This is a genomic window from Thalassotalea nanhaiensis (assembly GCF_031583575.1).
GTDB lineage: Bacteria > Pseudomonadota > Gammaproteobacteria > Enterobacterales > Alteromonadaceae > Thalassotalea_A > Thalassotalea_A nanhaiensis.
Window position 1 is genome coordinate 3,519,191 of sequence record NZ_CP134146.1, and the last position, 23,421, is coordinate 3,542,611.

18 protein-coding genes and 1 tRNA gene are annotated in these 23,421 nt (G+C 37.7%); 5 read left to right on the forward strand and 14 right to left on the reverse strand.

Annotation, left to right across the window (positions count from 1 at the left end; genetic code table 11):
- Positions 1–59: 59 nt before the first annotated feature.
- Positions 60–956: a LysR family transcriptional regulator gene (locus RI845_RS15255; RefSeq protein WP_348387032.1), complete on the reverse strand. Its 897-nt coding sequence runs from the start codon at positions 954–956 to the stop codon at positions 60–62.
- 166 nt (positions 957–1,122) lie between these two features.
- Between RI845_RS15255 and RI845_RS15260 the strand changes: the two genes are divergently transcribed.
- Entirely contained in the window at positions 1,123–2,622 is a 1,500-nt protein-coding gene (locus RI845_RS15260) for a CoA-acylating methylmalonate-semialdehyde dehydrogenase (RefSeq protein WP_348387033.1), read from the forward strand.
- A gap of 74 nt (positions 2,623–2,696) precedes the next feature.
- On the opposite strand, the gene folD is transcribed toward RI845_RS15260, so the two are convergent.
- Together folD and RI845_RS15270 are read right to left on the reverse strand one after the other, a co-directional pair.
- On the reverse strand, positions 2,697–3,560 hold the full coding sequence (folD, locus tag RI845_RS15265) for a bifunctional methylenetetrahydrofolate dehydrogenase/methenyltetrahydrofolate cyclohydrolase FolD (protein ID WP_348387034.1): 864 nt from the start codon (positions 3,558–3,560) through the stop codon (positions 2,697–2,699).
- Positions 3,561–3,689: 129 nt separating this feature from the next.
- Positions 3,690–5,879, reverse strand: a complete 2,190-nt coding sequence (locus tag RI845_RS15270) for a diguanylate cyclase (protein WP_348387035.1) — start codon at positions 5,877–5,879, stop codon at positions 3,690–3,692.
- Positions 5,880–6,075: 196 nt separating this feature from the next.
- Here RI845_RS15270 and RI845_RS15275 point away from each other — a divergent pair, with 196 nt between their 5' ends.
- On the forward strand, positions 6,076–8,175 hold the full coding sequence (locus RI845_RS15275; protein ID WP_348387036.1) for a cation:dicarboxylate symporter family transporter: 2,100 nt from the start codon (positions 6,076–6,078) through the stop codon (positions 8,173–8,175).
- A gap of 132 nt (positions 8,176–8,307) precedes the next feature.
- Positions 8,308–8,526, forward strand: a complete 219-nt coding sequence (locus RI845_RS15280; RefSeq protein ID WP_348387037.1) for an EF-hand domain-containing protein — start codon at positions 8,308–8,310, stop codon at positions 8,524–8,526.
- Positions 8,527–9,088: 562 nt separating this feature from the next.
- On the opposite strand, the gene RI845_RS15285 is transcribed toward RI845_RS15280, so the two are convergent.
- From RI845_RS15285 to RI845_RS15335, 11 genes are all read right to left on the reverse strand, one after another.
- Entirely contained in the window at positions 9,089–10,672 is a 1,584-nt protein-coding gene (locus RI845_RS15285; protein ID WP_348387038.1) for a hypothetical protein, read from the reverse strand.
- A gap of 90 nt (positions 10,673–10,762) precedes the next feature.
- Complete coding sequence (locus RI845_RS15290) at positions 10,763–12,553, reverse strand: parallel beta-helix domain-containing protein (protein WP_348387039.1); 1,791 nt, start codon at positions 12,551–12,553, stop codon at positions 10,763–10,765.
- Positions 12,554–13,264: 711 nt separating this feature from the next.
- A tRNA-Phe gene (locus tag RI845_RS15295) sits at positions 13,265–13,340 on the reverse strand.
- 176 nt (positions 13,341–13,516) lie between these two features.
- A complete protein-coding gene (locus RI845_RS15300; protein ID WP_348387040.1) occupies positions 13,517–13,834 on the reverse strand; it encodes a DUF1289 domain-containing protein in 318 nt (105 codons plus the stop codon).
- A 115-nt stretch (positions 13,835–13,949) separates the two neighbouring features.
- Positions 13,950–15,506: a SulP family inorganic anion transporter gene (locus tag RI845_RS15305; protein ID WP_348389548.1), complete on the reverse strand. Its 1,557-nt coding sequence runs from the start codon at positions 15,504–15,506 to the stop codon at positions 13,950–13,952.
- A gap of 249 nt (positions 15,507–15,755) precedes the next feature.
- Positions 15,756–16,799 (reverse strand): ferrochelatase, encoded by a 1,044-nt coding sequence (gene hemH / locus RI845_RS15310; RefSeq protein WP_348387041.1) that lies wholly within the window; start codon positions 16,797–16,799, stop codon positions 15,756–15,758.
- 25 nt (positions 16,800–16,824) lie between these two features.
- A complete protein-coding gene (locus RI845_RS15315) occupies positions 16,825–17,436 on the reverse strand; it encodes a glutathione peroxidase (protein WP_348387042.1) in 612 nt (203 codons plus the stop codon).
- Between the two features lie 53 nt (positions 17,437–17,489).
- Positions 17,490–18,788 (reverse strand): c-type cytochrome biogenesis protein CcmI, encoded by a 1,299-nt coding sequence (ccmI, locus tag RI845_RS15320; protein WP_348387043.1) that lies wholly within the window; start codon positions 18,786–18,788, stop codon positions 17,490–17,492.
- Between the two features lie 53 nt (positions 18,789–18,841).
- Positions 18,842–19,303: a cytochrome c-type biogenesis protein gene (locus tag RI845_RS15325; RefSeq protein WP_348387044.1), complete on the reverse strand. Its 462-nt coding sequence runs from the start codon at positions 19,301–19,303 to the stop codon at positions 18,842–18,844.
- Position 19,304: 1 nt separating this feature from the next.
- A complete protein-coding gene (locus RI845_RS15330; protein WP_348387045.1) occupies positions 19,305–19,853 on the reverse strand; it encodes a DsbE family thiol:disulfide interchange protein in 549 nt (182 codons plus the stop codon).
- A gap of 3 nt (positions 19,854–19,856) precedes the next feature.
- Positions 19,857–21,857, reverse strand: a complete 2,001-nt coding sequence (locus RI845_RS15335; RefSeq protein WP_348387046.1) for a heme lyase CcmF/NrfE family subunit — start codon at positions 21,855–21,857, stop codon at positions 19,857–19,859.
- A 226-nt stretch (positions 21,858–22,083) separates the two neighbouring features.
- Between RI845_RS15335 and ccmA the strand changes: the two genes are divergently transcribed.
- Both ccmA and ccmB read left to right on the forward strand, forming a co-directional pair.
- The gene (ccmA, locus tag RI845_RS15340) at positions 22,084–22,725 is read left to right on the forward strand and encodes a cytochrome c biogenesis heme-transporting ATPase CcmA (RefSeq protein ID WP_348387047.1); all 642 of its coding nucleotides are present in this window, start codon (positions 22,084–22,086) and stop codon (positions 22,723–22,725) included.
- Between the two features lie 15 nt (positions 22,726–22,740).
- Positions 22,741–23,421, forward strand: coding sequence for a heme exporter protein CcmB (gene ccmB / locus RI845_RS15345; RefSeq protein WP_405054035.1), 681 nt, complete (start codon positions 22,741–22,743; stop codon positions 23,419–23,421).

Consider the following 23,421-nt stretch of genomic DNA (forward strand, 5'->3'; position numbering starts at 1 on the left):
TTTTTCTTACACATTCACTGCCATTAACGAGTTTAACCACTATTTATAGTGGGCCTTTATTAAACTCGTTTGTTGCCCATCAATAACAATTGATTCGCCTTCGCCGTTTTTTTAATAAAATTCCATAGCATTTCAACTCGTGCAATACGTTTTCGATCTGCCTGTGCCATTAAATAAAACTGCCTGACAATATCAATTTCATCATCAAGTAACGGTTTTAGCTCAGGGTCTAAATCAGCGACAAAACATGGTAGTACAGCAATGCCCAACCCACTTTTAACCGCTAAATATTGACTGATAACACTTGAGCTTTTCAAAATTGGAACCACATCGGGCGCCAGGTCTTTTACGTGTGAAAGTTGATCACTAAAATCAAGGTGCTCAACGTACGCTATCCAGCTTTGCTGATTCAAATCTGATTTTTTAGTGATTGGGTGATTTCTTAAATAGATATTACTGGCGTAAAGCTTTAAACGATAATCACAAAGCTTACTAACCACCATTGAAGTTTTATCAGGTTTACCAACATTAATGGCAATATCAGCCTCATAGCGAGTTAGATTTACCTGGCGCGAAAAAGTAAGGATATCAACATTGATTTTTGGTGCGAGATTAGAAAATTCACGCATTTTAGTCGCCAAAAAGAAACTACCAAATGCTTCTGTAGTACCAAGACGTACATTACCGGAATCGCCTTTATTAATGCCTTGCAATGATGCAACCGAAGATTGTAAGTTTTGCTCCATTCGCTTGGCAGTTTGCATTAATTGTTGGCCTTCTACGGTTAACAAATGCCCTTCTGCACCACGTTCAAACAAGCTGACTTCTAATGACTTTTCTAAATAGTGTAAACGCCTGGAAACCGTTGATGAATCAACGTTAAGGTTCCTCGCAGCCAATGCAAGCTTGCCAGTACGGGCAACTTGTAAGAATATTTTTATATCATCCCAATTCATTCATTCAATATAACAAAGCATCACGCCAATGTCTTGCAAATTTGCAAATAGACCTTGCACTAATGACCTTGTTATCACCACAGTATGCGACTATCCTAGATACAATTTTAAAGCCAAGGCATAAATGCAGTTGGCAATTAACTCATATGTTATAAGGGAGCGAGCAATGTCTATTCGCCAAATTCCACTAATTATTGGTGGTGAAAAAGTTATTTCAAAATCTGAGCAATGGCTAGATGTATTAAACCCAGCAACTCAAGAAGTTGTGGCACAAGTGCCAATGGCAACACTTGAAGAAGTAGATGCAGCAATTGAAAGCGCTGAACAAGCTTTCAAAACCTGGAGCAAAACATCAATTACCAAGCGTATGCGTATCATGCTTAAGTACCAACAGTTACTTGAAGCAAATACGGTTGAAATTGCAAAATTAATCACCCTTGAACACGGTAAAACACTACCAGATGCCGAAGGTGAAGTTGGTCGTGCCCTTGAAGCTGTTGAGAACGCGTGTTCTATTTCTCGTTTACAACTAGGTGAAATGGCAAACAACGCAGCCACAAATGTTGATGTTTACACATTAAACAAACCGTTAGGTGTTGGCGCTGGTATTACCGCGTTTAACTTCCCGGTAATGTTACCTGCCTTTATGTTTCCGGCAGCAATTGTTTGTGGTAACACATTTGTATTAAAGCCATCTGAGCAAGATCCATCTTCAACAATGTTAATGGTAGAGCTTGCATTGCAAGCAGGTGTACCTGCAGGTGTTCTAAACGTAGTACACGGCGGCCCAGAAGTTGTTAACCGTATTATTGAGCACGATGCCGTTAAAGCTGTTTCGTTCATCGGTTCTACTGGTGTTGGTACTCACGTTTATAACCATGCAAGTAAACACGGTAAGCGTGCACAATGTATGATGGGTGCAAAAAACCATATGGTTATCATGCCAGATGCAAACAAAGATCGTGCTATTAACGACTTACTAGGTTCGGCTTTTGGCGCTGCGGGTCAACGCTGTATGGCAAACCCAGTGACTATTTTAGTTGGTGAAGCTCGTAGCTGGTTACCTGAGATTGCTGAGCGAGCTAAAACGATGATTGTTGATGCTGGTACAAACCGTGATGCTGATTTAGGTCCTGTTGTCTCTCCTCAGGCAAAACAACGCATCATCAAGTTACTTGATTCGGGTGTAGAACAAGGCGCTAACTTATTAGTTGATGGTCGTAATGTAGTTGTACCAGGTTATGAAAATGGTAACTTTGTTGGCCCTACAATGTTCTCTGGTGTAACCACTGATATGGACATTTACACGCAAGAAATCTTTGGTCCTGCGTTATGTGTATTAGAAGTTGAAACATTAGATGAAGCTATTGCAATTATTAATGCAAACCCTAATGGTAACGGTACTTCAATCTTTACTTCATCTGGTTATGTTGCACGTAAATATGAAAATGATATTGATGTTGGTCAAATTGGTATCAATGTACCAATTCCTGTACCGGTAGCATTTTTCTCGTTCACTGGTTCTCGTGCTTCAAAGTTAGGTGACTTAGGACCTAATGGTAAACAAGTAATACAGTTTTGGACACAAACTAAATCAGTAACTGCTCGCTGGTTTGAACCGGATCACATTGAAGGTGAAAAAGTTCATACAACTATTAGCTTATAACATTTAGCTGGTAACAATAAAAAGCCCGTAACTGCATTGCAATTACGGGCTTTTTTTTTAAGTTAGTAGGTTATCTATTTGCCGTAAATTTTTGCCGCTTCTACGGTGTTTTTCAACAAGCAGGCAATCGTCATTGGTCCAACACCACCTGGCACAGGGGTAATAGCGCCGGCAACTGGTGAAACATCATTAAAGTCAACATCTCCAACAAGCTTAGTTTTACCATCGCTTAATTCAATTCGGTTAATCCCTACATCAATTACAGTAGCGCCAGGTTTAACCCAATCAGCCTTAACCATTTCAGGACGACCAACAGCTGCAACTAAAATGTCAGCTTGACGACACATATTGGGCAAGTCTTGAGTGCGAGAATGAGCAATTGTAACAGTACAATTTTCTTGTAAAAACAAAATGCTAACCGGTTTACCAACAATGTTCGAACGACCAATTATTACTGCATGCTTACCTGATAAATCATCACCTAGATGATGCTTGGCTAAAATAACACAACCCTGCGGAGTACATGGCACTAACGCACCCTTTTCACCATTTAATAAACGACCAGAGTTCATCGCATGAAATCCATCAACATCTTTTTCAGGTTTGATGGTTGCTATGATCTTCTCTTCATTAATATGTTTAGGTAGCGGTAATTGCACTAAAATACCATGTACGGTGTCATCAATATTAAGTTCGGCAAGAATGGTTAACAATGCCTCTTCAGTGGTGCTTTCATCTAACCGGATCTCATTTGAAATCATCCCCACTTCACGAGTTTGCTTTACTTTGTTACGAACATAAACTTGGCTAGCAGGGTCTTCACCAACCAACACAACGGTTAAGCCAGGAGTAATACCTCTCTCAGATTGAAGAGCGTCTACTTCTTTTGCTAATCTGACTCTAAGCTCAGCTGCAGCTTGTTTACCATCTATGTTCATTTTCTACTCCGATATAATCGCGTTCAACACACGTTGTGATAGTTAATATTATTTAAAGGAGTAAATTAACAATTTGTACAAGATTACACCAGTTGAAATTCAGGTCTAAAGTAATAAAACCTACGTCAGTTAAAATTGACCTAAGAAATTTTCTAGCTGAACGTTGTTCCGGCCAGACTTTTTAGCTTTATATAAGCATAAGTCAGCAACTTTTATCCAATCTTTAGCTTCAGTGCTAAAATCAGATGGCGCAATGACGGCACCTAAACTTGCCGTTATTTTAAAACCTTCGTGTTTTTGATTGTACATAACAGTACTAGCAATTACTTTTCGCAGCTTCTCTAGTTTATATGTTAAATTTTTCTCAGAAATTTGATTAATTAATAGAATGAATTCTTCACCACCATAACGAGCGATTAAATCTGTACTTCTGGAAAACTCTTTAGTTATGGTTGCAGCAATAATCTTCAAGCATTCATCACCGATCAAGTGACCATGAAGATCATTCACAAGCTTAAACTTGTCAATATCCAATAAAACAACGGCTAAATTATTATTGCTTCGAAATGCCATTTTTTGAAACAAAGCAAAATGTTCATCAAAATAACGGCGATTGTATATTTGCGTCAATCCATCTTTTTGAGCTAACTGTGTCAGCTTTTCATTAACCGCTTGTAATTCTTTAGTGCGTTGCTCTACTTTTTTCTCCAGTTTGTTGTGGTAATTATTGATTTCTATTTTACTACGCTGAAGTTCATCATAAAGAATGACAATTTCTTTAGCTGAATTATCGTATAGAGGTTTGAACCTGAATCTATTATTACCTTCAAAGTTTTGCAATTGTTTAATGATAAAGTTTAATGGCTTGGTTATTTGTTTACCTATTGTATTTGCCAAGCTGATTGAAATTAAAAATGCGAGAAATAGTAAGTTAAATATTAATAAATACTCTCGTTCGACGTTTGCAATTACCTTGTTTGAATCTAGGAGAACATAAATTTTCCAACCATTTTTAAGCGTATCTTCAGTCAAAAAATAATCCAAATTCTCTTCGGTATTTTGATCAGATAATGCTACTAACCCCGTATTTTCAAATGTTAAGTCCTTCTTTTCAGTATAATTAAATTGATTTAACACATTTAGATTTAATCTGGCAGAAGCATAAATAACCTGATTACTTTTACCCGTTATTACATAAGATACGTCATCAGCTAAATTATCTGGAATAATACGTTCAAATTTAGTTAAGTTGAGTGAGCCTTGAACAATGCCACTTTTATGCTGTTCGTCTTGAAAAGAAAACGACTTACTAATAGAAACGATAGGGTCTTGACCAAAACCTTTACCTAAAATTGCATCTGAAATGAACGCCTCGTCAGTTTCAATACTTACTTTGAAATATTCTCGAAAGTTTACATTAGGCATTTTATTTTTTTCTTTTAATTGCGCTAACATACTTAATGGCGACATGGTCGTAACAAAACCTTCGTTATTACTAATAAACATTGTTCTAAACTCAGGATATAAATCATGATATGTCGATAGAAAATCCTGTTGTTTAGCATTATCGACTTTGCGCTGTAACGATAAATTACTTGCCGCATTTTCAATAGCTTGAACATGTTTATCAATAAACCTATCCGCAGATAATTTTAAATATTGCTTATGCTCTGATATGCTTTTTTCAAGTATTTCATGTTGGCTATTAATCACACTCTGGGTAACAAATATTGAGGTTGCCATGATAGAGAAGGTAATAATAAGTGTTGTAGCATAAACCAGTTGTACTTTAAATGAACGCAACACTCTAGGCTGTTGCCGATATTTAATGGCAAATGTTTTTGGGAAAAAGTAAACAATCAATCCAGCTAAACAGGTATAAACCAATCCATTGAATGCTTGTTTAGTTATGGTTAACAAAAATAATTGATCAGGCATATCGCTTAACTGATTTAGCACAAATGCCGTTAATGGCATGCCTATTAACAACCAGTACAAGAGATCGCCATAAAGGACATACCAGCCACGCTTTCTCAATAGAGCGATAAATACAGCCTCTAGGCCATAAATGATGTAACCAAATGGATGTGCAAAAGAAATGACAAATGCAGTTGCAACTATCATTGCCGATAACAAGCTATATAGCGCACCAAAACGCATAGCAATTATGACAAAGGCAACATTACCAATAATTAAATGGATATTTGAGAATAATGGAATGGGATATAAATTTAATAAAAAACCGATGGCAGAAACCACCAAAACAAAAAGTAACGGCTTAACTTGTTCTTTAAATTGCTTAAATGAGAGAGTTGGCATTTAATTGATTTTCTATTTTATTATTCTATTTAGTATCAAAGGTTTACACCTTATTAAATAACATAGCAGAAAAGTAAACGTTGTTATAGTTAAATTCCTCTAACTTCCTTAAGCTATAATTAACTGTTTATAATAAAGAAAGTTACGTTCTCGTCCTATTAACGTGTATTTATATTGGAATTTATAAGGAAAATAATTGGCTAACAAAATAATAATAGCAATGTTTCTTGGTCTCCTTATAGGGTTTACCACGCAATTCACTTTACCTGTAGTTGAATTAACTGGCCAAGGTTTTGTGATGTTAATGCAGATGACTGCATTGCCGTATATTTCGGTATCTTTAATATACGGCATCGGTAGCATGAGTAGAAAGCAAGGAAAACAGTTAATAAAATTTGGTGGTTCAACTTTGCTTATTTTATCAACTATTGTACTGGTCTTTATTGGCTTATCTCCTTTAGCTTTTCCAGATTGGAGCGCCGCTGCTTTTTATAGCGCTTCCAATCAGGTGACAACAGATGAACAAAACATATTAGAACTATTTTTACCCGCAAACCCTTTCAATGCTTATGCACAAGCCATCATTCCTGCAGTAGTTATATTTAGTATATTTGTTGGACTTGGCTTTATCGGCATAGAAAGTAAAAGGCGTACACTGTATATATTTAAAGATTTACGTGAGGCTTTAACATTAGTAACAAATTTCGTGATGAAGTTTGCTCCAATAGGCGTATTTGCGATTGCTTTGCATGCGTCGGCGACAATAAAACCCGATGAATTAGACGGGTTGATGGTTTATATCGCTACCGCTGCTTGTGTTGTATTACTACTTAGTTTTGTCGTTCTACCTCTATTAGTTGCCATCATTACGCCTTTAACATATAAACAGGTAGTTTTAACGGCAAAAGATGCTCTGATAACCGCATTTGCGACTGGCAGCATTTTTATCGTATTGCCACTAATTGCGCAAAGCGTGAGAAAACAACTCTTTGATTACGCAAAACTGCATAACGACGCAAAACGCATACCTTCTGTTATCGTCCCTATTTCTTTTAGTTTACCTATTGGCGGTAAATTACTGGCGATTTTATTTGTGTTATTTGCAGGTTGGTTTTCTGGAGAGTCGGTACATGTAAGCGACTACCCTGAATTAATGATTTTTGCGGTTATGCAACTGTTTGGTTCGAGCATGATTGCCGTACCTAACCTGCTCGACAACGTGAACATATCAGCAAGTATGTTTGATTTATTTGTCGTTGCAGAGCAATTAATTATTTCTCGATTAGGTGCGCTGCTGTCTGTGATGTTTATCACTGTGATGAGCTTATTGGTTACCTTACTTGTACTAAATAAAGTAAAGTTTTACATAAAACCATTCACTATTTTATCGGTGTCGACCCCTATTGCAACAGCACTGATATTTTTACTATTAAGTTTAACCTTTAATTCTATTAGTCATCCATATCAAGGTTACGAAAAATTCATCAATCGAGACCTTTTATTACCTTCTGCCAAAGCGAGTTACTTAAAAGAGCCGGCCAATATTGCAGGCCCTTTCGGAAAACGTAACCTGACCCTGAATAACATTAAGCAACGCGGCATCATTCGTATGGGGTATTACCGTGACTCACTCCCTTACGCATTTCACAATAAAGATGGTGAATTAGTTGGCTTAGACATTGAGCTGGGCCATCTACTGGCACAAGAGCTAGGGGTAAACATAGAATTTGTTCGTATTTATCGCACGCAAACCAAAGAGTTATTATCGAATGGTTATCTGGATATAGTCTCTGGTATTCCAGTTACGCCGAAGAATTTATTGGAATACACGTTAACTTCCTCATATACAGCTGAGCCGTTTTCATTTTTAGTGCGCGACAAAGATAGACGAAAATTTACCTATTGGAAGGATATAATCGATAATAAAGCGTTAACCATCGGTATTCCCGAGGCTTATTTTTACGAACAATCAATTCAAAAAAACATGCCAAATAATAAAGTTTGGGAATTATCTACGCCAAGGTTGATGTTCAAGAAGCAGGGCGAAAATATAGATGCGATGATGTATGGTGCGGCTGGTGCCTCAGCTTGGACCTTATTGTACCCAGATTATGCTGTTGTTATGCCTAAACCTTTAGCTCCGGCCATTGACATAGCTTTTCCTGTTGCAACTGGTGATTTGGCTTTTGAACGATTTATTAGTCATTGGATTGCGATGAAGAAACGTAGTAAGACAATTGATGCGTTATTCGCATATTGGATTGAAGGCAAAGAGCCGAACATATTTATAAAATGATAATACCAAGTCTGTTAATTGAGCAAATTGGTATTATTTTACTGGTATAGTAAGAATTGTTACATAATCGCTATTCCAATTTATAATGAATCACTATACATTAAGAAAAAAGCATTATTGCAAGGATATAACATGCAAATTAAAGAATGGGCAGATGAATTATTTGAAGTATTTGATGAAGATAAAGACGGGGTAATTAACCGCTCTGAATTTGTTGAATTAATCGACTGTCTTTTAAAAGAAAAAGGTATTCGCATGTGCGAAACAATTTTCCACAAGTTTGATAAAAATCACGACAATTCAATCTCTAAAGATGAGTTGATCGAGATGCTCATCGACTTAGCGTTATAAAAGTCATAAATTTCAGCCAATAGTAGCCTATTGGCTTTAATCTGTACGACAAAATGAATAACTGCTAAACCAGTGTGGAAACCCTGATAAGCAATTTGCCACCTCACCTAAAACCAGCCAAATATAAAGCCAATAAACGACAAACCCTAAAAAGCTCACATAATGATACCAGGCATAAAACTTAATTTGCCGAGATGGTATTGGAATAACTAATTCCCTGTTAAAACATTTCTGATGAAGATAGTTCAACGGCACGTAGTACAGTTGATATACAAAAGGAATGCCTAATAGAACAAAAATTGCATGGTATATAGATAAATAGAAGCCTAATACCAATAAAGTGAAGCTCAATAAACCATAGCGTATTTTAGTAAACAGCATGCAGCTCCCTTATCATTATTATAAAGCGATACAAACTCTATTTAACCATAGGAAAATTTACCGTCTTTGTACACTTGGCATATGAAGTAAAGGCAAAGAGTGTATCAGAGCCTAACTCGTACAGATATAAAAAAACCAGCATAAATGCTGGTTTTTTGAACGTTCGAAATATCGATAAAAATTATTCTGGAGAACAACCTTCTGCTGGAAGAGAGTTAATCCAAGCTTTAACTAACTCAAGTCCTTCAGCATGTTTAGTACTGCGACCTAATGGTGCCATACGTTGGTTGGCATTAGATGTCGTTAAACGATATAACAAATAAGACTGTTCTGGTGCTTGTGGTACCACATCATACGTTAGCTCTTCTGGAAATTCGTCAAGAAACTCAGTACGGTTGGTATCATCACGATTTGCAATAGGTGCTTTACAGGTACCAAACTTTGACGTTTGCGTTGCATAATCTCGGTTATATTCAAGTTGTAACCCTGTGTACCCAGCAGCACCGGCATAATGTTCATGTCCAGCTTCACTTAGTGTCAATTCAGAACGATGACAATGCGCACAGTTAATATCTAAATAGCCACGAGCAGTTCTTTCTAGCTCTTCTGCTGATAATTGCGACAAAATAGTATCATCTCTAAATAACATCATTTTCTCTAAATTATCTGCCGCGTCAGGTAAACCAACTAATAGACCATTATCAGCCCAGTAGGTAAGTTGATTTTCACTGCCTGAATCATATGCATAATCTTTATTTAAATTACGAGCTTTAGGTCCAATTGGTTTAAAAACGTTTGGACGAATATCGTCAGAATCTTGCGTTACAGGTAAAATTTGATGACACGAATTACACGATGTAGCCTTAGGTACGTTGTAAGTAAATGCCAACTCTTCACCTTTGTGAGTTGTAGTCACATCTAAACTGGCACCGGTGATTGCAAGTTTCGCTGTATCACCAGACGACTCAATAGGATCCCAATAGTATGGTAATGCCATCCAACCATCTGGGCGATGTATAAGTAATCGAGTTTCAATTACCAACTCAGTACCTTCTCTATCGGCTGTATTAGCTGGCATAGTAAAAGTTTTAACAAGGACAGAGCCTACCGGAAAGTCTAAGACTTCATTAGCACTGTAGGTAACCGTCAAACCTTCAGGAATGAACGCATAACGATATTTAGTGGCATAATCGGTAAATAACGGTACCGCCAAATCGAATGGAACGCCACCTGCGTTAGGATTCGTTGTAGGATCGCTGCTATCTTTAAACAAATTGTAAGACGCAATGTCAGTACAGTTTTCTGTCATCAATGCGTTCCAGTTAACACCGTCAGTATTTGCATCACAATTACCATCAGAGCCGTCTGGTGCACCAGCACCATCATTGGGAGTCCAACCTAGATCAGGATCGTTATTATCACCAATGCCATTAGAATTCTCATCTAACCATTCTTCAGCATCAAGTGGAAATGCATCAACATTATCACCAAAACCATCGCTGTCGGAATCTAACCATTCTGTTGAATCATGTGGAAACACATCAGCATTATCACCAAAACCATCGCCATCAGTATCAAACCATTCAGCGGCATCATTTGGAAAAGCATCATTGTGATCGGCATAACCATCGCCATCAGCATCTTGAATAGTTGCTGGAGCATTCTTTGGCAAATCTTCGCTACCTGCGCCACAGGCAGACACTGTGATAGAGAAAATAGCAGCAAGTGAAATTATTTGAACTTGCTTTAACTTAGTTGTTTTCATAAAACACCCGTTACTTAAAATTAACAATTTAGGGTTCAAAAATAAGGTGGGCACAGCCCACCTTTGTTTGGGATACTTATTCGATTGACGTTATAGGTTACATGAGAATGATGATTGGTCATCACCATTACAGCCATATTTCATACCACGAAAAGTAACGGTAGGAGCAGGTAAACGCTCAGGTGTTGTTGCACAAGTAAACGAAGAGTTATCGCCGTGAATTACTTCAGTTTTAAAAATTGGCGCAGGTAAGCCACCAGCGATACCATTAACGGCATCAGCCATCTTCGATGGGAATACAGTACCAATTTTTGCTTCACCAAATTCGTTAAATGAAGCTACAGAATTTGCGTCAATGTTATTTGCTAAACACACACCATCATCAGCTTCATAAGGTAGGAAAGTATCACCAGTTAACGCATATAACGCGGCGAAACTATCGGTTTCGTTGATAACAAACTGACCAATACCATCAAATAAAATTGCAGGCATCTTATTTGCAGTATTATCGATAACTCCGCCAGTAGGAGTTGCTTCAAACGTCATTGGATCAGGAGCTAATTCTAGCGTCATACCAGTAAAACCATTCATAATAGTAAATTGAGGATATGCTTCGTCAATACCAGGAACAAGCACGTAATTTAATAAATTACCTCTTGGCATAGCCCCTGAACGCTCAATATAATTGTCATGAATATAATTTTTATTGTAGTTTGGATTCCAACCAGCCATCATTGTCGCAACATGCTTATCAGAATAGTTATCAAAGTTGTCATCAATTAAGAAATAGCTTGCTAGCTCCATTGAAGCGGTATGGTTATCTCTAAATTCATTATGATAAATTTCAACATTTGACGTGGCTAGATTTAAAAACCCTGTTCCAGGAGGAACTTTACCAACGGTAGAGTTTGGCGGAGCAACATTGTTACCGTTATTGGCGATCATTTTATTATTAAATACACGAACATTCTCACCAAATGCTTTTTCTAAGCCTGGTAAATCAAACACCAAGATACCCGCACTATTTTCTGTAGCAAAGTTTTCATAAACATCAGCATTGGTCGAGTTTTCAATTTCAATACCTGCTACGTTATTTTTAGCAACATTATGACGAACAACAATGTTATTTGTTTGACCTACATAAATACCAGCATCAGCTGAACCATATGAAAAGTTATACTCCATAATCACATTTTGTGAACTAACAGGGTATAAACCATAAGCACCGTTGCTTGAATCTAAAACACCTTCCCAAATAGCGCCCGTATAGGCCATTAAAACGCCATTTGCTTTTTCAACTTTGATGCCGTTCTTTTTAGCTTCAAAAACACTAAAGTCACGAATCTCTAAACCTGAACCACCTTCAAAGCGTACAGCATCGTCAGCCATTGTTGATTTACTGAAATCAAGTTGCGTTTCGTTAATACCATAACCGGTAAAAGTAACGTTCGTCATGTTTTGCAAAAGAATCGTATCATTTACAAAATAGCGCCCTTGTGGAAGCAGTAACGTATCACCACTTTTTAAATCAAAAATTGCCAGGTTAATCGCATCAGTAATGTCACTTTCACCATCAACCAGGTCTCCTTCAAAATAATCACTAACTAAAATAGCGTCATCATAAATTGGATGATCTGAAGTTGTATAAGCAAATGCCGCTGAACCAGAGCCATCTTCTACGCCACTTCCTGTTCCATCTTCACCTGTTGGACCCGTTGGTCCGGTTGGTCCCGTTGGACCTACAGGGCCTTGCATACCTGGAGTACCCTGCGCACCAGTATTACCATCTTCGCCAGCACAACCAGTAAGTAATAAAGCACTTGTGATGGCGGCAACCAATACTGATTTCTTTAAATTCTTGCTCTTGTCATTAAACTTCATTTTCACTCTCTTGTAATTTGTGTTCTAGGTCACTACTGGTTAAACGTGTGCCCAGTAATAATTTGTTAACAATACTGCAACAAAATAGACATTTATTATAATTATCATTGTTCCACTAAAGTTGGTGCGAACAACAACTCAGCCACCAACATGTTGAAATAAAACGAATTTTCAACAAAACCTTTTAAACCAGCATCATTCCCACTGATTCACAGTACTAATTTTAATTATAAATTTGTACAATTTATTTAAGATTTAAAAAGAAATTACCCTAAGTAACATTTAATTACAAACACTATCTGATCGGATGAGCCGATCAGCTGTAAAATAAATGTAAAATTATGATTAACTCCCACTAAATCAAAGCCATGTGTAACAACGTAAGTTTTAAAAATTAAAACAACGCAACATCACAACAAATTAGATTTTCTCTGATATAACAACAAGTTAAAGCTGAGTTTTCACTCAAATACAAACAAAGAAAAGGCAGTGCAAATATTCAACAAAGTGTTTACAAAACGAACAAAGTAGAAAAATAAAAAAAATTGTAACCGAGATAAGTTTTTACCTATAAAAATCAAATATATTTTTTATAAAGATGCATTGGCCAAACAAATACGACAGGTAAAAACATCAATGTAGAGAATTAATGCTAGAGATTAAAGGGGGGCAGAATGAAAAAAGGCCCTGCGTATGCAGAGCCTTAAAGTATGGTGCCCCGACCCGGATTTGAACCAGGGACACGCGGATTTTCAATCCGCTGCTCTACCAACTGAGCTATCGGGGCTTTCAAGTAAAAGATAAAATCTTTTTCTGAAAGAGCGCGTATAATATAGCGCATTTAACAGCTTATCAACTAATTTTTAGATAATAATGATTGCTTGCTTATTATTCAAACGAAGCGATGTATTTACGGCCAATTTAGATTTTCGTTATCAGCTTTCTGTTCATGGAGTATTGGCTTTATAATTCGAAGTCGCCAAAATCATCTTCATCGATTGCATCGCAAATTCGATTGTCTGGCTGGGGGTCTAACAAGGAAGGTTGAACAATGAGTGGTAGTGTTTCTTCAACTTTAGCTTTGGCTGGTGCTGTTCGTCGCTTTTCTCGTTGTAAGCATAACTTTATAACTCGCTGCTTTTCTGAATTATTCAACTCTTTCCAACCAAATCGCTCTTCTCTAGTACGAAAACAGCCCTGACAATAGCCTTTGTCATCTGATTTACATACGCCACGACATGGGCTTGGTACGTCAAAAAAGTCGAGTTGCAAATCTTGCATTAATGGCCTTAACTACTCATTCAGTGAACTGTTTAATTACTACATTAAAGTATAGCCAACAAAAAGGGGCATTAATAGCCCCTTTAAAATCAGTAATGTTCAGCACTTTAAAGCGTTAATCAAGCTTATCTGACATAACATGATAGCTAGGATCTTCAATATAGTTAACTTCAACCAAGTCCCCTGCTTTAGTAAGTAATGTACGACATTCTGCACTTAAGTGTCGAAGATGCAACGTTTTACCACGGCTCTTGTAACGCTCAGCGAGAGTATCGATTGCTTCAATAGCAGAGTGATCTGCAACACGTGAATTTTTAAATTCAACAATAACATCTTGGCTATCACTTTTCGGGTCAAATTGTTCCAAAAAGCTTGAAATAGCGCCAAAGAATAATGGGCCATTAACGTCATAAACAGTCCAACCTTTATCATCGGTTGAACGATTAACAATAACGTGTTTTGCATGCTGCCAAGCAAATACTAAAGCAGAAACAATAACACCAACAATAACGGCTACCGCTAAATCAGATATTACTGTGACACCCGATACTAAAATAATAACGAAGGCGTCAGCTTTTGGAATTTTGCCCATAATACGTAAGCTGGACCATTCAAAAGTACCAATAACAACAATGAACATAACCCCTACCAATGCGGCAAGTGGGATTATCTCAATGAGACCAGACGCAAACAATATAAAACCAAGTAATGCTAATGCTGCCGTTATACCCGATGCTCGACCACGACCACCAGAGTTAACGTTGATCATTGATTGACCAATCATCGCACAACCGCCCATACCGCCAAAGAAACCATTAACTGTATTGGCTGCACCTTGTGCAACACATTCACGGTTAGCTTGTCCGTGTGTTTCAGTAAGCTCGTCAATTAAGGTAAGTGTTAATAATGATTCAATTAAACCAATTGCCGCTAACACCAAAGCAAATGGCAATATAATCATTAACGTTTCAAGGTTAAATGGCACTGATGGAATCGCGAAACTTGGTAAACCGCCAGCCAATGTACTTGCAGGATCACCGGTCATATCGATTACATAATCAATAACCGTACGAGAATCTATATCTGTAAAGAATACAATTGCTGTAACGACAATAATAGCCACTAACGATGATGGAATAGCTTTAGTTAACTTAGGTAAAAAGTGAATAATTGCCATGGTTAAGGCTATTAAACCAACCATAGTGTACATCGCTGAACCTGTCATCCATTCTAACTCACCTACGTCATTTGTTACTTTAAACTGACCAAGTTGGGCAAGGAAAATTACAATAGCTAAGCCATTCACAAAACCGAGCATCACCGGATGAGGCACAAGTCGAATAAATTTACCTAATTTAAACACCCCAAAGATTATTTGGAAGATACCGGTAAGTACAACGGCGGCAAAGAGATATTGCACTCCATGTAATGCCACTAGGCTCACCATAACTACGGCCATAGCGCCAGTTGCACCAGAAATCATCCCAGGACGACCACCAAAGGCAGACGTAATTAGACCAACCATAAAAGCGGCATATAATCCTACTAAAGGATCAACACCAGCAACGAAGGCAAATGCCACGGCTTCTGGTACGAGTGCCAAAGCAACTGTTAAACCTGATAACACATCATTTTTCAGGCTAGTTACTTTACTTGCATGTAATTCAAACATCATAAACTCACGGTAGTGAAAGTAGGTATTAAGACATAAATATAGTCTTAAAACAGAAATATAAGTAAAACACTGTTATTCAACAGAAAGTTAATACCGAGTAGCATTAAAGTTTTTACTCAAAAATTAGTGGCGAGATGTTAAAGATTAATAACGATTTTGTCAATAAAACAGCAGAGAATGAGCAACAAATCCTCTGAACTGGATTTGTACTAATTCTCGCTGATGGGGCAATACTTAGAAAGTGATTTATATGTGTGGTTTGATTAACTCAACAATAGCGTCAATATGATCGTCTCTGTCGTTTAATGCTTTTATATAATTAAATTGTTCACCGCCAGCATCAATGAACACCTTACGGCTTTCAACTTCTAACTCTTCAAGCGTTTCTAAACAATCAACACTGAAGGCAGGGCTGATCACAGCAACCTTTTTAATGCCTTGTGTTGCAAACTCGCTCAAACAATTATCAGTATAAGGCTTTAACCATTCAGCCTTACCAAACCTTGATTGAAACGTTAGCTGATAGTCAGATTCAGTCAAACCTAATTGCTCAACAACCAAGCGTGTTGTTTTGTGACAAAAACAATAATAAGGATCGCCATTAGTATGGAATAACTTAGGCATACCATGATATGAAAATACAAGTTTGTCAGGCTTTCCGTGCTGCTCAATATGTTCACTAATGCTATTGCTTAGTGCATTAATATAGCCGGGATGATCGTGATAACTTGAGATAAAATGTAGTGATGGAACCCATCGCCATTGTTGAATTTCTTTGGTGATAGCATCGAAAGTGGAACCTGTTGTTGGCCCTGCATATTGTGGATAAAGTGGTAAAACAATTATTTTATTTACCCCTTTTGCTTGCATATTTTGCAAGGCCTGAGTAATACCAGGGTTCCCATAGCGCATAGCAATGACTACTTCTACGTCATCACCATACTGCTCGGCTATTTGTGCTGCGACTTTCACTTGCTGATCTTTACTTATACTAAGCAAGGGCGAACCTTGTTCGGTCCAAATACTTTCATATAACTTCGCCGATTTTGCCGGTCGAATTCTTAAAATAATTCCGTGTAAAATGATCATCCAAATAAATTTTGGAATTTCGACGACACGAGGATCTGACAAAAACTCACGTAAATAACTGCGTAACGCACTTGCCGTTGGCGCGTCTGGCGTACCGAGGTTGCAAAGTAACACTCCGGTTTTAACTGAGCCAGTATCTACTGGCCCTTTGGTGACATTGCCATTATGTATATTTTTATTATTAGCAGAAAAGCGCGACATTAAATTACTCTATTCTTTGCAAACGTTAAAATGAACTATCGACAGCCAATTGGGCTTCAATTGCTTTGATCAAGTGCGCTGATTGCGGCTCTGTTTTTGAATTAAAACGCTGAATGTTTTTACCGTCTGCGCTAACTAAATATTTATAGAAATTCCAGTACGGCGATGCGGTTTGTTCGCCTAAATGGGCAAATATAGGATGGGCATCACTACCACGAACCTCAATGGTGTTAAACATAGGAAAGGTTACGCCATAATTTACAAAACATACTTTAGCCGTGTCTTTTTCAAGGTCTTCTTCTTGAAAAAAGTTATCCGAAGGAAAGCCTAAAATAACTAAACCTTGTTCTTTATAATCTTGATATAACGCTTCAAGAGCCTTGAATTGCGGAGTAAAACCACAGTTGCTGGCAGTATTAACAATTAATAAGGTTTTGCCCTGAAACTGCTGACAAATATCAATTGACTGCTTTGAATTTAACTTACGAATTGTATGGTTTAAAAACTCAGGGCAATGGGTTGTAACTAACGTTTGATCTTTTAACGTTTCTACACTTTCATTATTAGCAAACACTTGTTGCGTGAGTGCACAAGAAACTACGCTAGTTGCTAGTATTAATGTAATAAACTTATTCATCTATCATCTCATTTGAAATCAGTAAACAATCTGACTTTATCTAAAGTACTTTATTATTGCACGATTGTATCGATTACTATATTCATCTCTACCGCAGATTTTAATACCACGTTGCTAATTTCGCCTTTAAAGTCGCCCGATTTCATCCCAGGTGTGCCAGAATGTGAAACTACAGCATATACATTTACAACATCTGTTGATGATAAGTTCATTTGTGGGCTCATTGCTTTACTGTTATCTAACGTAACCGATACAGGTAAATCACTGGCTCTTAATTTTACTGCCGCAAGTGGCATTCTTGGACCGTTTGCAGCCGTGGCATAAATAAATACGGTTTTATCTGCCCCTTTGCTGATTTCAGCAAATATATCTGTCGAAAAGCTGACGTTTAATTTAAAGCTTGGGCCTGCGACAGGTGCACTTGCTTGTTGTGCTGAATCTTCTGCCGATTGAGCTACTTGAGGATGCTCATGGTCATGACCTTCGTGCCCAGATTCACCTGCTTTGAGGTTTGCCTCATTTATTGCATCTAACAGTGGCTGAGTATTTGCACCTGCCCCACCATTATCAATAATTTTTTGCCATGAACTCGCAGCCAGCTCGAAACGTTCATTTAAGTAATGATCCATACCAATCAACATTAATGTTGTTGCATCGAAAGGGTCAATCAATAATGCTTTATCAAGTAATTCATCTATTTGCGCGTTACGTTGCTGCTTATTTTTGTAATACATAGACTGAGCTTGCAATGCTAAAACATCCGCCTGCTCACCTTCTATTTCGTTAACCTTGCCAAAAGCTACAAAGGCACTATCAAATTCACCAACTTGGGTAAGAATTTGCCCCATTTGGAACCAGGCATCCGCATTATTAGGATTATCTTGCACTTCTTTATGTAAGTTTTTAAGCTGCGCAATAACAACTTGAGCTTGAGATTGTTCACCTTGAGGATGATCTGCAGGCTGACTTGCTCTTACTTCTACAGCTTCGTAAGCACCATGTTGTAGATAATAGGTTGCAGAAAAGGCAACAATGAACACGGTTATAACGGCCGGCCAAATAAATGATGTAGCCTTATCCTTTGCTTGTTCTTCTTTTTCGGTTGCAGTCATATCTAACAATAGACTGTGATCAAGCTCTTCTTTTAAAAAATCAAAGTTTTCTTGGTCTATGCCACCTTCGCTCAAATCTTTTTCAAGTTCAGCTAAGTGCTCATGATAAAGGTCTTTATTAGTTTGACCACGCATATTGCTTTGATTAGCGCTGTACAGTGAGCTTTTGAAGAAGTGCTGCCAAATAATTGCAACTGCAGCAATAAGTAGTAAACCTGTGATAATCCAGAGTGTAGCCATAATAACTGTTACGTTCCCATAATATTAATTAGTAAATACTAATCAAATTGATATTAATCTTTTAAAATTGATTTTAATTGTTGTTTTTGCTCTTCAGATAAATGCTCTGGTTCGTCATCTTTTCTACGAACGAACATAAACACTACAAAGCCACCGATTAAAACAAATACGATTGGCCCGAACCACAAGGCATAAGTTATTGAACTAACTCTTGGGCGGTACAATACAAACTCACCATAACGCTCAACCATAAACGTCATTATTTCACCATCGCTACGACCATCAATAAGCATGTCATATACTTCTTTACGAAGATCTTGTGCTATTGGCGAGTTGGAATCGGCTAAATTTTGATTTTGACACTTTGGACATCTCAGTTCATAAGTTAATTCATTAAAGCGCTTTTTAGTTACTTCATCTGGAAATGTATAAGTATCTATAGGGCCCGCCTGCACAGCGAAAGCTAATAAACATGATATTGTCATTGTTGAAAAAAGTTGTAGCAATTTAGACATACTATTTACCCTGCATCATTTCAGTTTCAATGGTATTAATTAATGGTAAAAACTCTCGTTGCCATACTCTAGGTTCAAGTACACCAGCAAATCGTTTCCTGATCACACCTTTATGGTCAACAACAAAAGTTTCAGGCGCACCAAATACACCAAGGTTTAGCCCTAAACGACCTGCATCATCAAATATTGAAAATTGATATGGATCTTTATAAAACTTCAGCCATTTTTTTGCATCGCTGCGATTATCTTTGTAATTAATACCGTATAAACTAAAGCGTTTATCTTTACTTAGTTTAACTAAAAAAGGATGTTCTACTTTACAAGATGGGCACCAGGTAGCCCAAACATTGACAAGTTTGATGCCGGGCTTAAAATCAGCATTGCTTAGAGTTTGCTGTTGGTTGCTCAAGCGCGTAAGACTAAATTCAGGAAATGTTTTTCCTACTAAAGCCGACGGCATAGCCTGCGGATTTAAAAATAAACCGCGATACAACAATACCCCTAATAAAATAAATAGCACTAAAGGTATTAAACGAATCAATATTTTCATTAACTAAGCCTCGGCAACATTTGGAACTGCTGGAATTGCAGCTGATTTTTCAGCTTCTTTTTTTTCAACAGCAGTTTTACGACGACGATAGCGTTTATCCAGCATCGCAAATATAGCACCTAAAGCCATAAAGATTGACCCTAGCCAAATCCAACGAACAAAAGGCTTGTAATGCACACGTACCGCCCAAGCATCACCTACTAGTGGATCACCTAAGGCTACGTACACATCACGGAATAGACCTGGATCAATAGCTGCTTCAGTCATGCCCATAGTTTGTACGCGGTAACTGCGACGCTCTGGTTGCAATAAGGCAATGTGCTCTTTATCTTTATATAAATTTAACTGGCCTTGCTCAGCTGAGTAGTTTGGCCCTTCAACATTGGTAACACCGTTAAACTCTATCTGATAACCTGCAACTTCTACAATAGTGCCTGGTGCCATTTTCACATTGGTTTCAGACTCATATGTAGATACTAACGTTACTCCAACGATAGTAATTGCAATACCTGTATGCGCAACAGCCATTCCTAAGTGACTTAAACTCAAACGTGATAGTTGCCAACCACCTTTTGGTAGATGAATTTGGTTTTTAACATCTTTTGCTGCAACAAGTGCTACCCACATTGCCAGAGCCATACCAAAGGCAACCATACCGTTGAACTCACCAGCGTAGAGCACAGGGAATGCTAAACCAAAGATTATTGCAGAAATAGTGATCACATTAAGCTGTTTAGCTAACTCGCCCTTTTTGGCTTTTTTCCAACGAATCAGTGGCCCAATCCCCATGAAAACAAACAAAATACTCATGATAGGTACAAATACCGCATTAAAATACGGAGGACCTACAGAGATTTTCCCCATACCTAAGGCATCAATAAGTAACGGGTACAAAGTGCCTAGTAGAACCGTAACAGCAGCTGCAACTAAAATAACATTTGAAATTAAAATCGCGGTTTCTCGAGACACTAAATTGAAGCGCGAAAAACTGCCTACGTTCGAACCACGTATTGCGTACAACAACAATGAACAGCCAACAGCAATTGCTAACAATACAAGTATGAATGCCCCACGAGTTGGGTCTGCAGCAAATGAATGAACTGAGGTTAATACGCCAGAGCGCACCAAGAATGTACCTAATAAACTTAAGCTAAAAGTGAAAATTGCTAATAATACAGTCCAGTTTCTAAAGGCACCACGCTTTTCAGTTACCGCTAAAGAATGTATTAACGCCGTGCCAACAAGCCAAGGCATAAACGATGCGTTTTCTACTGGATCCCAGAACCACCAGCCACCCCAGCCAAGTTCATAGTATGCCCACCAACTGCCTAATGAAATACCTAAGGTCAGAAACATCCATGCACCTATCGTCCAAGGGCGTGACCAACGCGCCCAAGCGGCATCCATTTTGCCACACATCAATGCGGCAATAGCAAAAGCAAACGCTACAGAGAATCCAACATAGCCCATATATAACATTGGCGGGTGAATAATTAAGCCAACGTCTTGTAATAACGGATTTAAATCTCGACCTTCCATAGGAATATTAGGTAATAAGCGATCAAATGGGTTTGAAGTTAATAACGTAAATGCCATAAAACCAACGGCAATCATCCCCATAATAGCAAGTACACGAGATACAAATGCTTGATCAACATGTTTACTAAATGAAGCAACAGCCATTGTCCAAGCCGTTAATGAAAAAACCCAAAGCAACAATGAGCCTTCATGCCCACCCCATACGGCACTAATTTTAAAATAATAGGGCAAGTGTGAATTTGAATGACCAGCAACATAAGCAACTGAAAAGTCATCGACTACAAAACTGTAACCTAACAGCACAATACTTAGTGTGGTAAATGAAAACATGCCCAACGTTAATGGTTTGGCAAAAGTAATTAAGCGTTGATTTTTTTGGTACACACCAACCAATGGCACTATAGACAAACAAATGGCGAATGCCATTGCGATAATTAGTGCAAAGTGTCCAATTTCAGGGATCATTTAAAACTCCGCTCCTACTTTAATAGGAAAGCTATTTAATTTAGTTCAAACTGATTATACCTTTAATGTCAAAATAAAAAAGCGACATTTTATGACAAACATTGACTCAGATTAATTACTTGTAACTTAATATTTCAAAATGTAAATTATTTCTATATTCATCTTCTACTTCGAGTAACAAACAAGTAGAATCGAGATATTATAATAAATATTGTTAGGCAAAACTTTGACAAGCGAGCACCTACCCCTTTTAACAGCTCAGCAGTTAACCTGTATAAGAGAAGACCGACTATTGTTTGATGAATTAACATTCGACGTTAAGCCCGGTGATATTCTCCAAATAGAAGGGGCAAACGGTACCGGTAAAACAAGCTTATTACGTATACTCGCCGGATTATCACAGCCTTATAGTGGTGATGTACTTTACAAATCAAAAAAAATTGCACATTACCAAGAAGATTTTAATGGGGATTTGCTATTTTTAGGGCATTTACCCGGTGTAAAAGGTGAAATGACCAGTGAAGAAAACCTACAGTTTTATTTCAAATTGCACGGTTTAGACGCCAGTTTAGCTGAGCAGACATTACACGAAGTAAATTTACTTGGTTTTGAAGATGCCCTCGCCTCACATTTAAGTGCAGGCCAGCATCGACGAATTGCGTTAGCAAGATTATGGCAAACGCAAGCTAAAATATGGATTTTAGATGAGCCCTTCACTGCAATAGATAAAGCCGGCGTACAAAAACTTGAGCAACTATTTATAAAACATGCACAAAACGGTGGCATTGTTATTTTAACTACCCATCAAGATTTATCCATTAATAGCAGTGATTATAAAAAAATCATTCTTGAACATCAGTTTTTTTAGAGTGCTTTAATTTATATGCAAATTTCATACAGCCAAACATTTATAACCATTTTAAAGCGTGACTTGCTGATTGCATTTCGCCACCGTGACGACATAATAAACCCACTATTGTTTTTTATTATTGTTGTTTCCTTATTTCCATTAGGAATTGGACCAGCGAGCAACACTCTGATGAAAATAGCGCCGGGCGTTATTTGGGTAGCGGCTTTATTATCAACATTGCTTTCACTTGAACGATTATTTAAAAATGACCATAGTGATGGCTCTTTAGAACAAATGCTATTAAGTCCGTGCCCAACCTTTATTTTAGTACTAGCTAAAATAACGGCTCATTGGTTAATCACCGGGTTACCACTGATCATCATTGCACCATTTTTAGGGGTATTACTTAACCTACATCAAGAAAGTTATGTAGCCCTGATGTTAACGTTATTGCTAGGTACTCCGGTACTAAGTTTATTAGGTGCTATAGGTGTAGCGTTAACCGTAGGTTTAAAAAAAGGTGGTGTATTACTCAGTTTATTAGTACTGCCTTTATACATTCCAGTACTAATTTTTGCGACCAGCGCCATTGATGCTGCGAGTATGAATTTACCTTATAACGGACAACTTGCTATAATAGCAGCGTTGTTTTTTGGGTCATTAACTTTGGCCCCATTTGCTGTCGGTTCAGCATTAAAAGTGAGTACAAATTAA

Coding starts and splice junctions, on each gene's coding strand:
- RI845_RS15335 (WP_348387046.1), bottom strand. CDS start 21,857: ATGATCCCTGAAATTGGACACTTTGCACTAATTATCGCAATGGCATTC.
- RI845_RS15290 (WP_348387039.1), bottom strand. CDS start 12,553: ATGAAGTTTAATGACAAGAGCAAGAATTTAAAGAAATCAGTATTGGTT.
- RI845_RS15270 (WP_348387035.1), bottom strand. CDS start 5,879: ATGCCAACTCTCTCATTTAAGCAATTTAAAGAACAAGTTAAGCCGTTA.
- folD (WP_348387034.1), bottom strand. CDS start 3,560: ATGAACATAGATGGTAAACAAGCTGCAGCTGAGCTTAGAGTCAGATTA.
- RI845_RS15300 (WP_348387040.1), bottom strand. CDS start 13,834: ATGCAAGATTTGCAACTCGACTTTTTTGACGTACCAAGCCCATGTCGT.
- hemH (WP_348387041.1), bottom strand. CDS start 16,799: ATGTCGCGCTTTTCTGCTAATAATAAAAATATACATAATGGCAATGTC.
- RI845_RS15330 (WP_348387045.1), bottom strand. CDS start 19,853: ATGAAAATATTGATTCGTTTAATACCTTTAGTGCTATTTATTTTATTA.
- RI845_RS15305 (WP_348389548.1), bottom strand. CDS start 15,506: ATGTTTGAATTACATGCAAGTAAAGTAACTAGCCTGAAAAATGATGTG.
- RI845_RS15325 (WP_348387044.1), bottom strand. CDS start 19,303: ATGTCTAAATTGCTACAACTTTTTTCAACAATGACAATATCATGTTTA.
- RI845_RS15260 (WP_348387033.1), top strand. CDS start 1,123: ATGTCTATTCGCCAAATTCCACTAATTATTGGTGGTGAAAAAGTTATT.
- RI845_RS15315 (WP_348387042.1), bottom strand. CDS start 17,436: ATGAATAAGTTTATTACATTAATACTAGCAACTAGCGTAGTTTCTTGT.
- RI845_RS15280 (WP_348387037.1), top strand. CDS start 8,308: ATGCAAATTAAAGAATGGGCAGATGAATTATTTGAAGTATTTGATGAA.
- RI845_RS15255 (WP_348387032.1), bottom strand. CDS start 956: ATGAATTGGGATGATATAAAAATATTCTTACAAGTTGCCCGTACTGGC.
- ccmB (WP_405054035.1), top strand. CDS start 22,741: ATGCAAATTTCATACAGCCAAACATTTATAACCATTTTAAAGCGTGAC.
- RI845_RS15285 (WP_348387038.1), bottom strand. CDS start 10,672: ATGAAAACAACTAAGTTAAAGCAAGTTCAAATAATTTCACTTGCTGCT.
- ccmI (WP_348387043.1), bottom strand. CDS start 18,788: ATGGCTACACTCTGGATTATCACAGGTTTACTACTTATTGCTGCAGTT.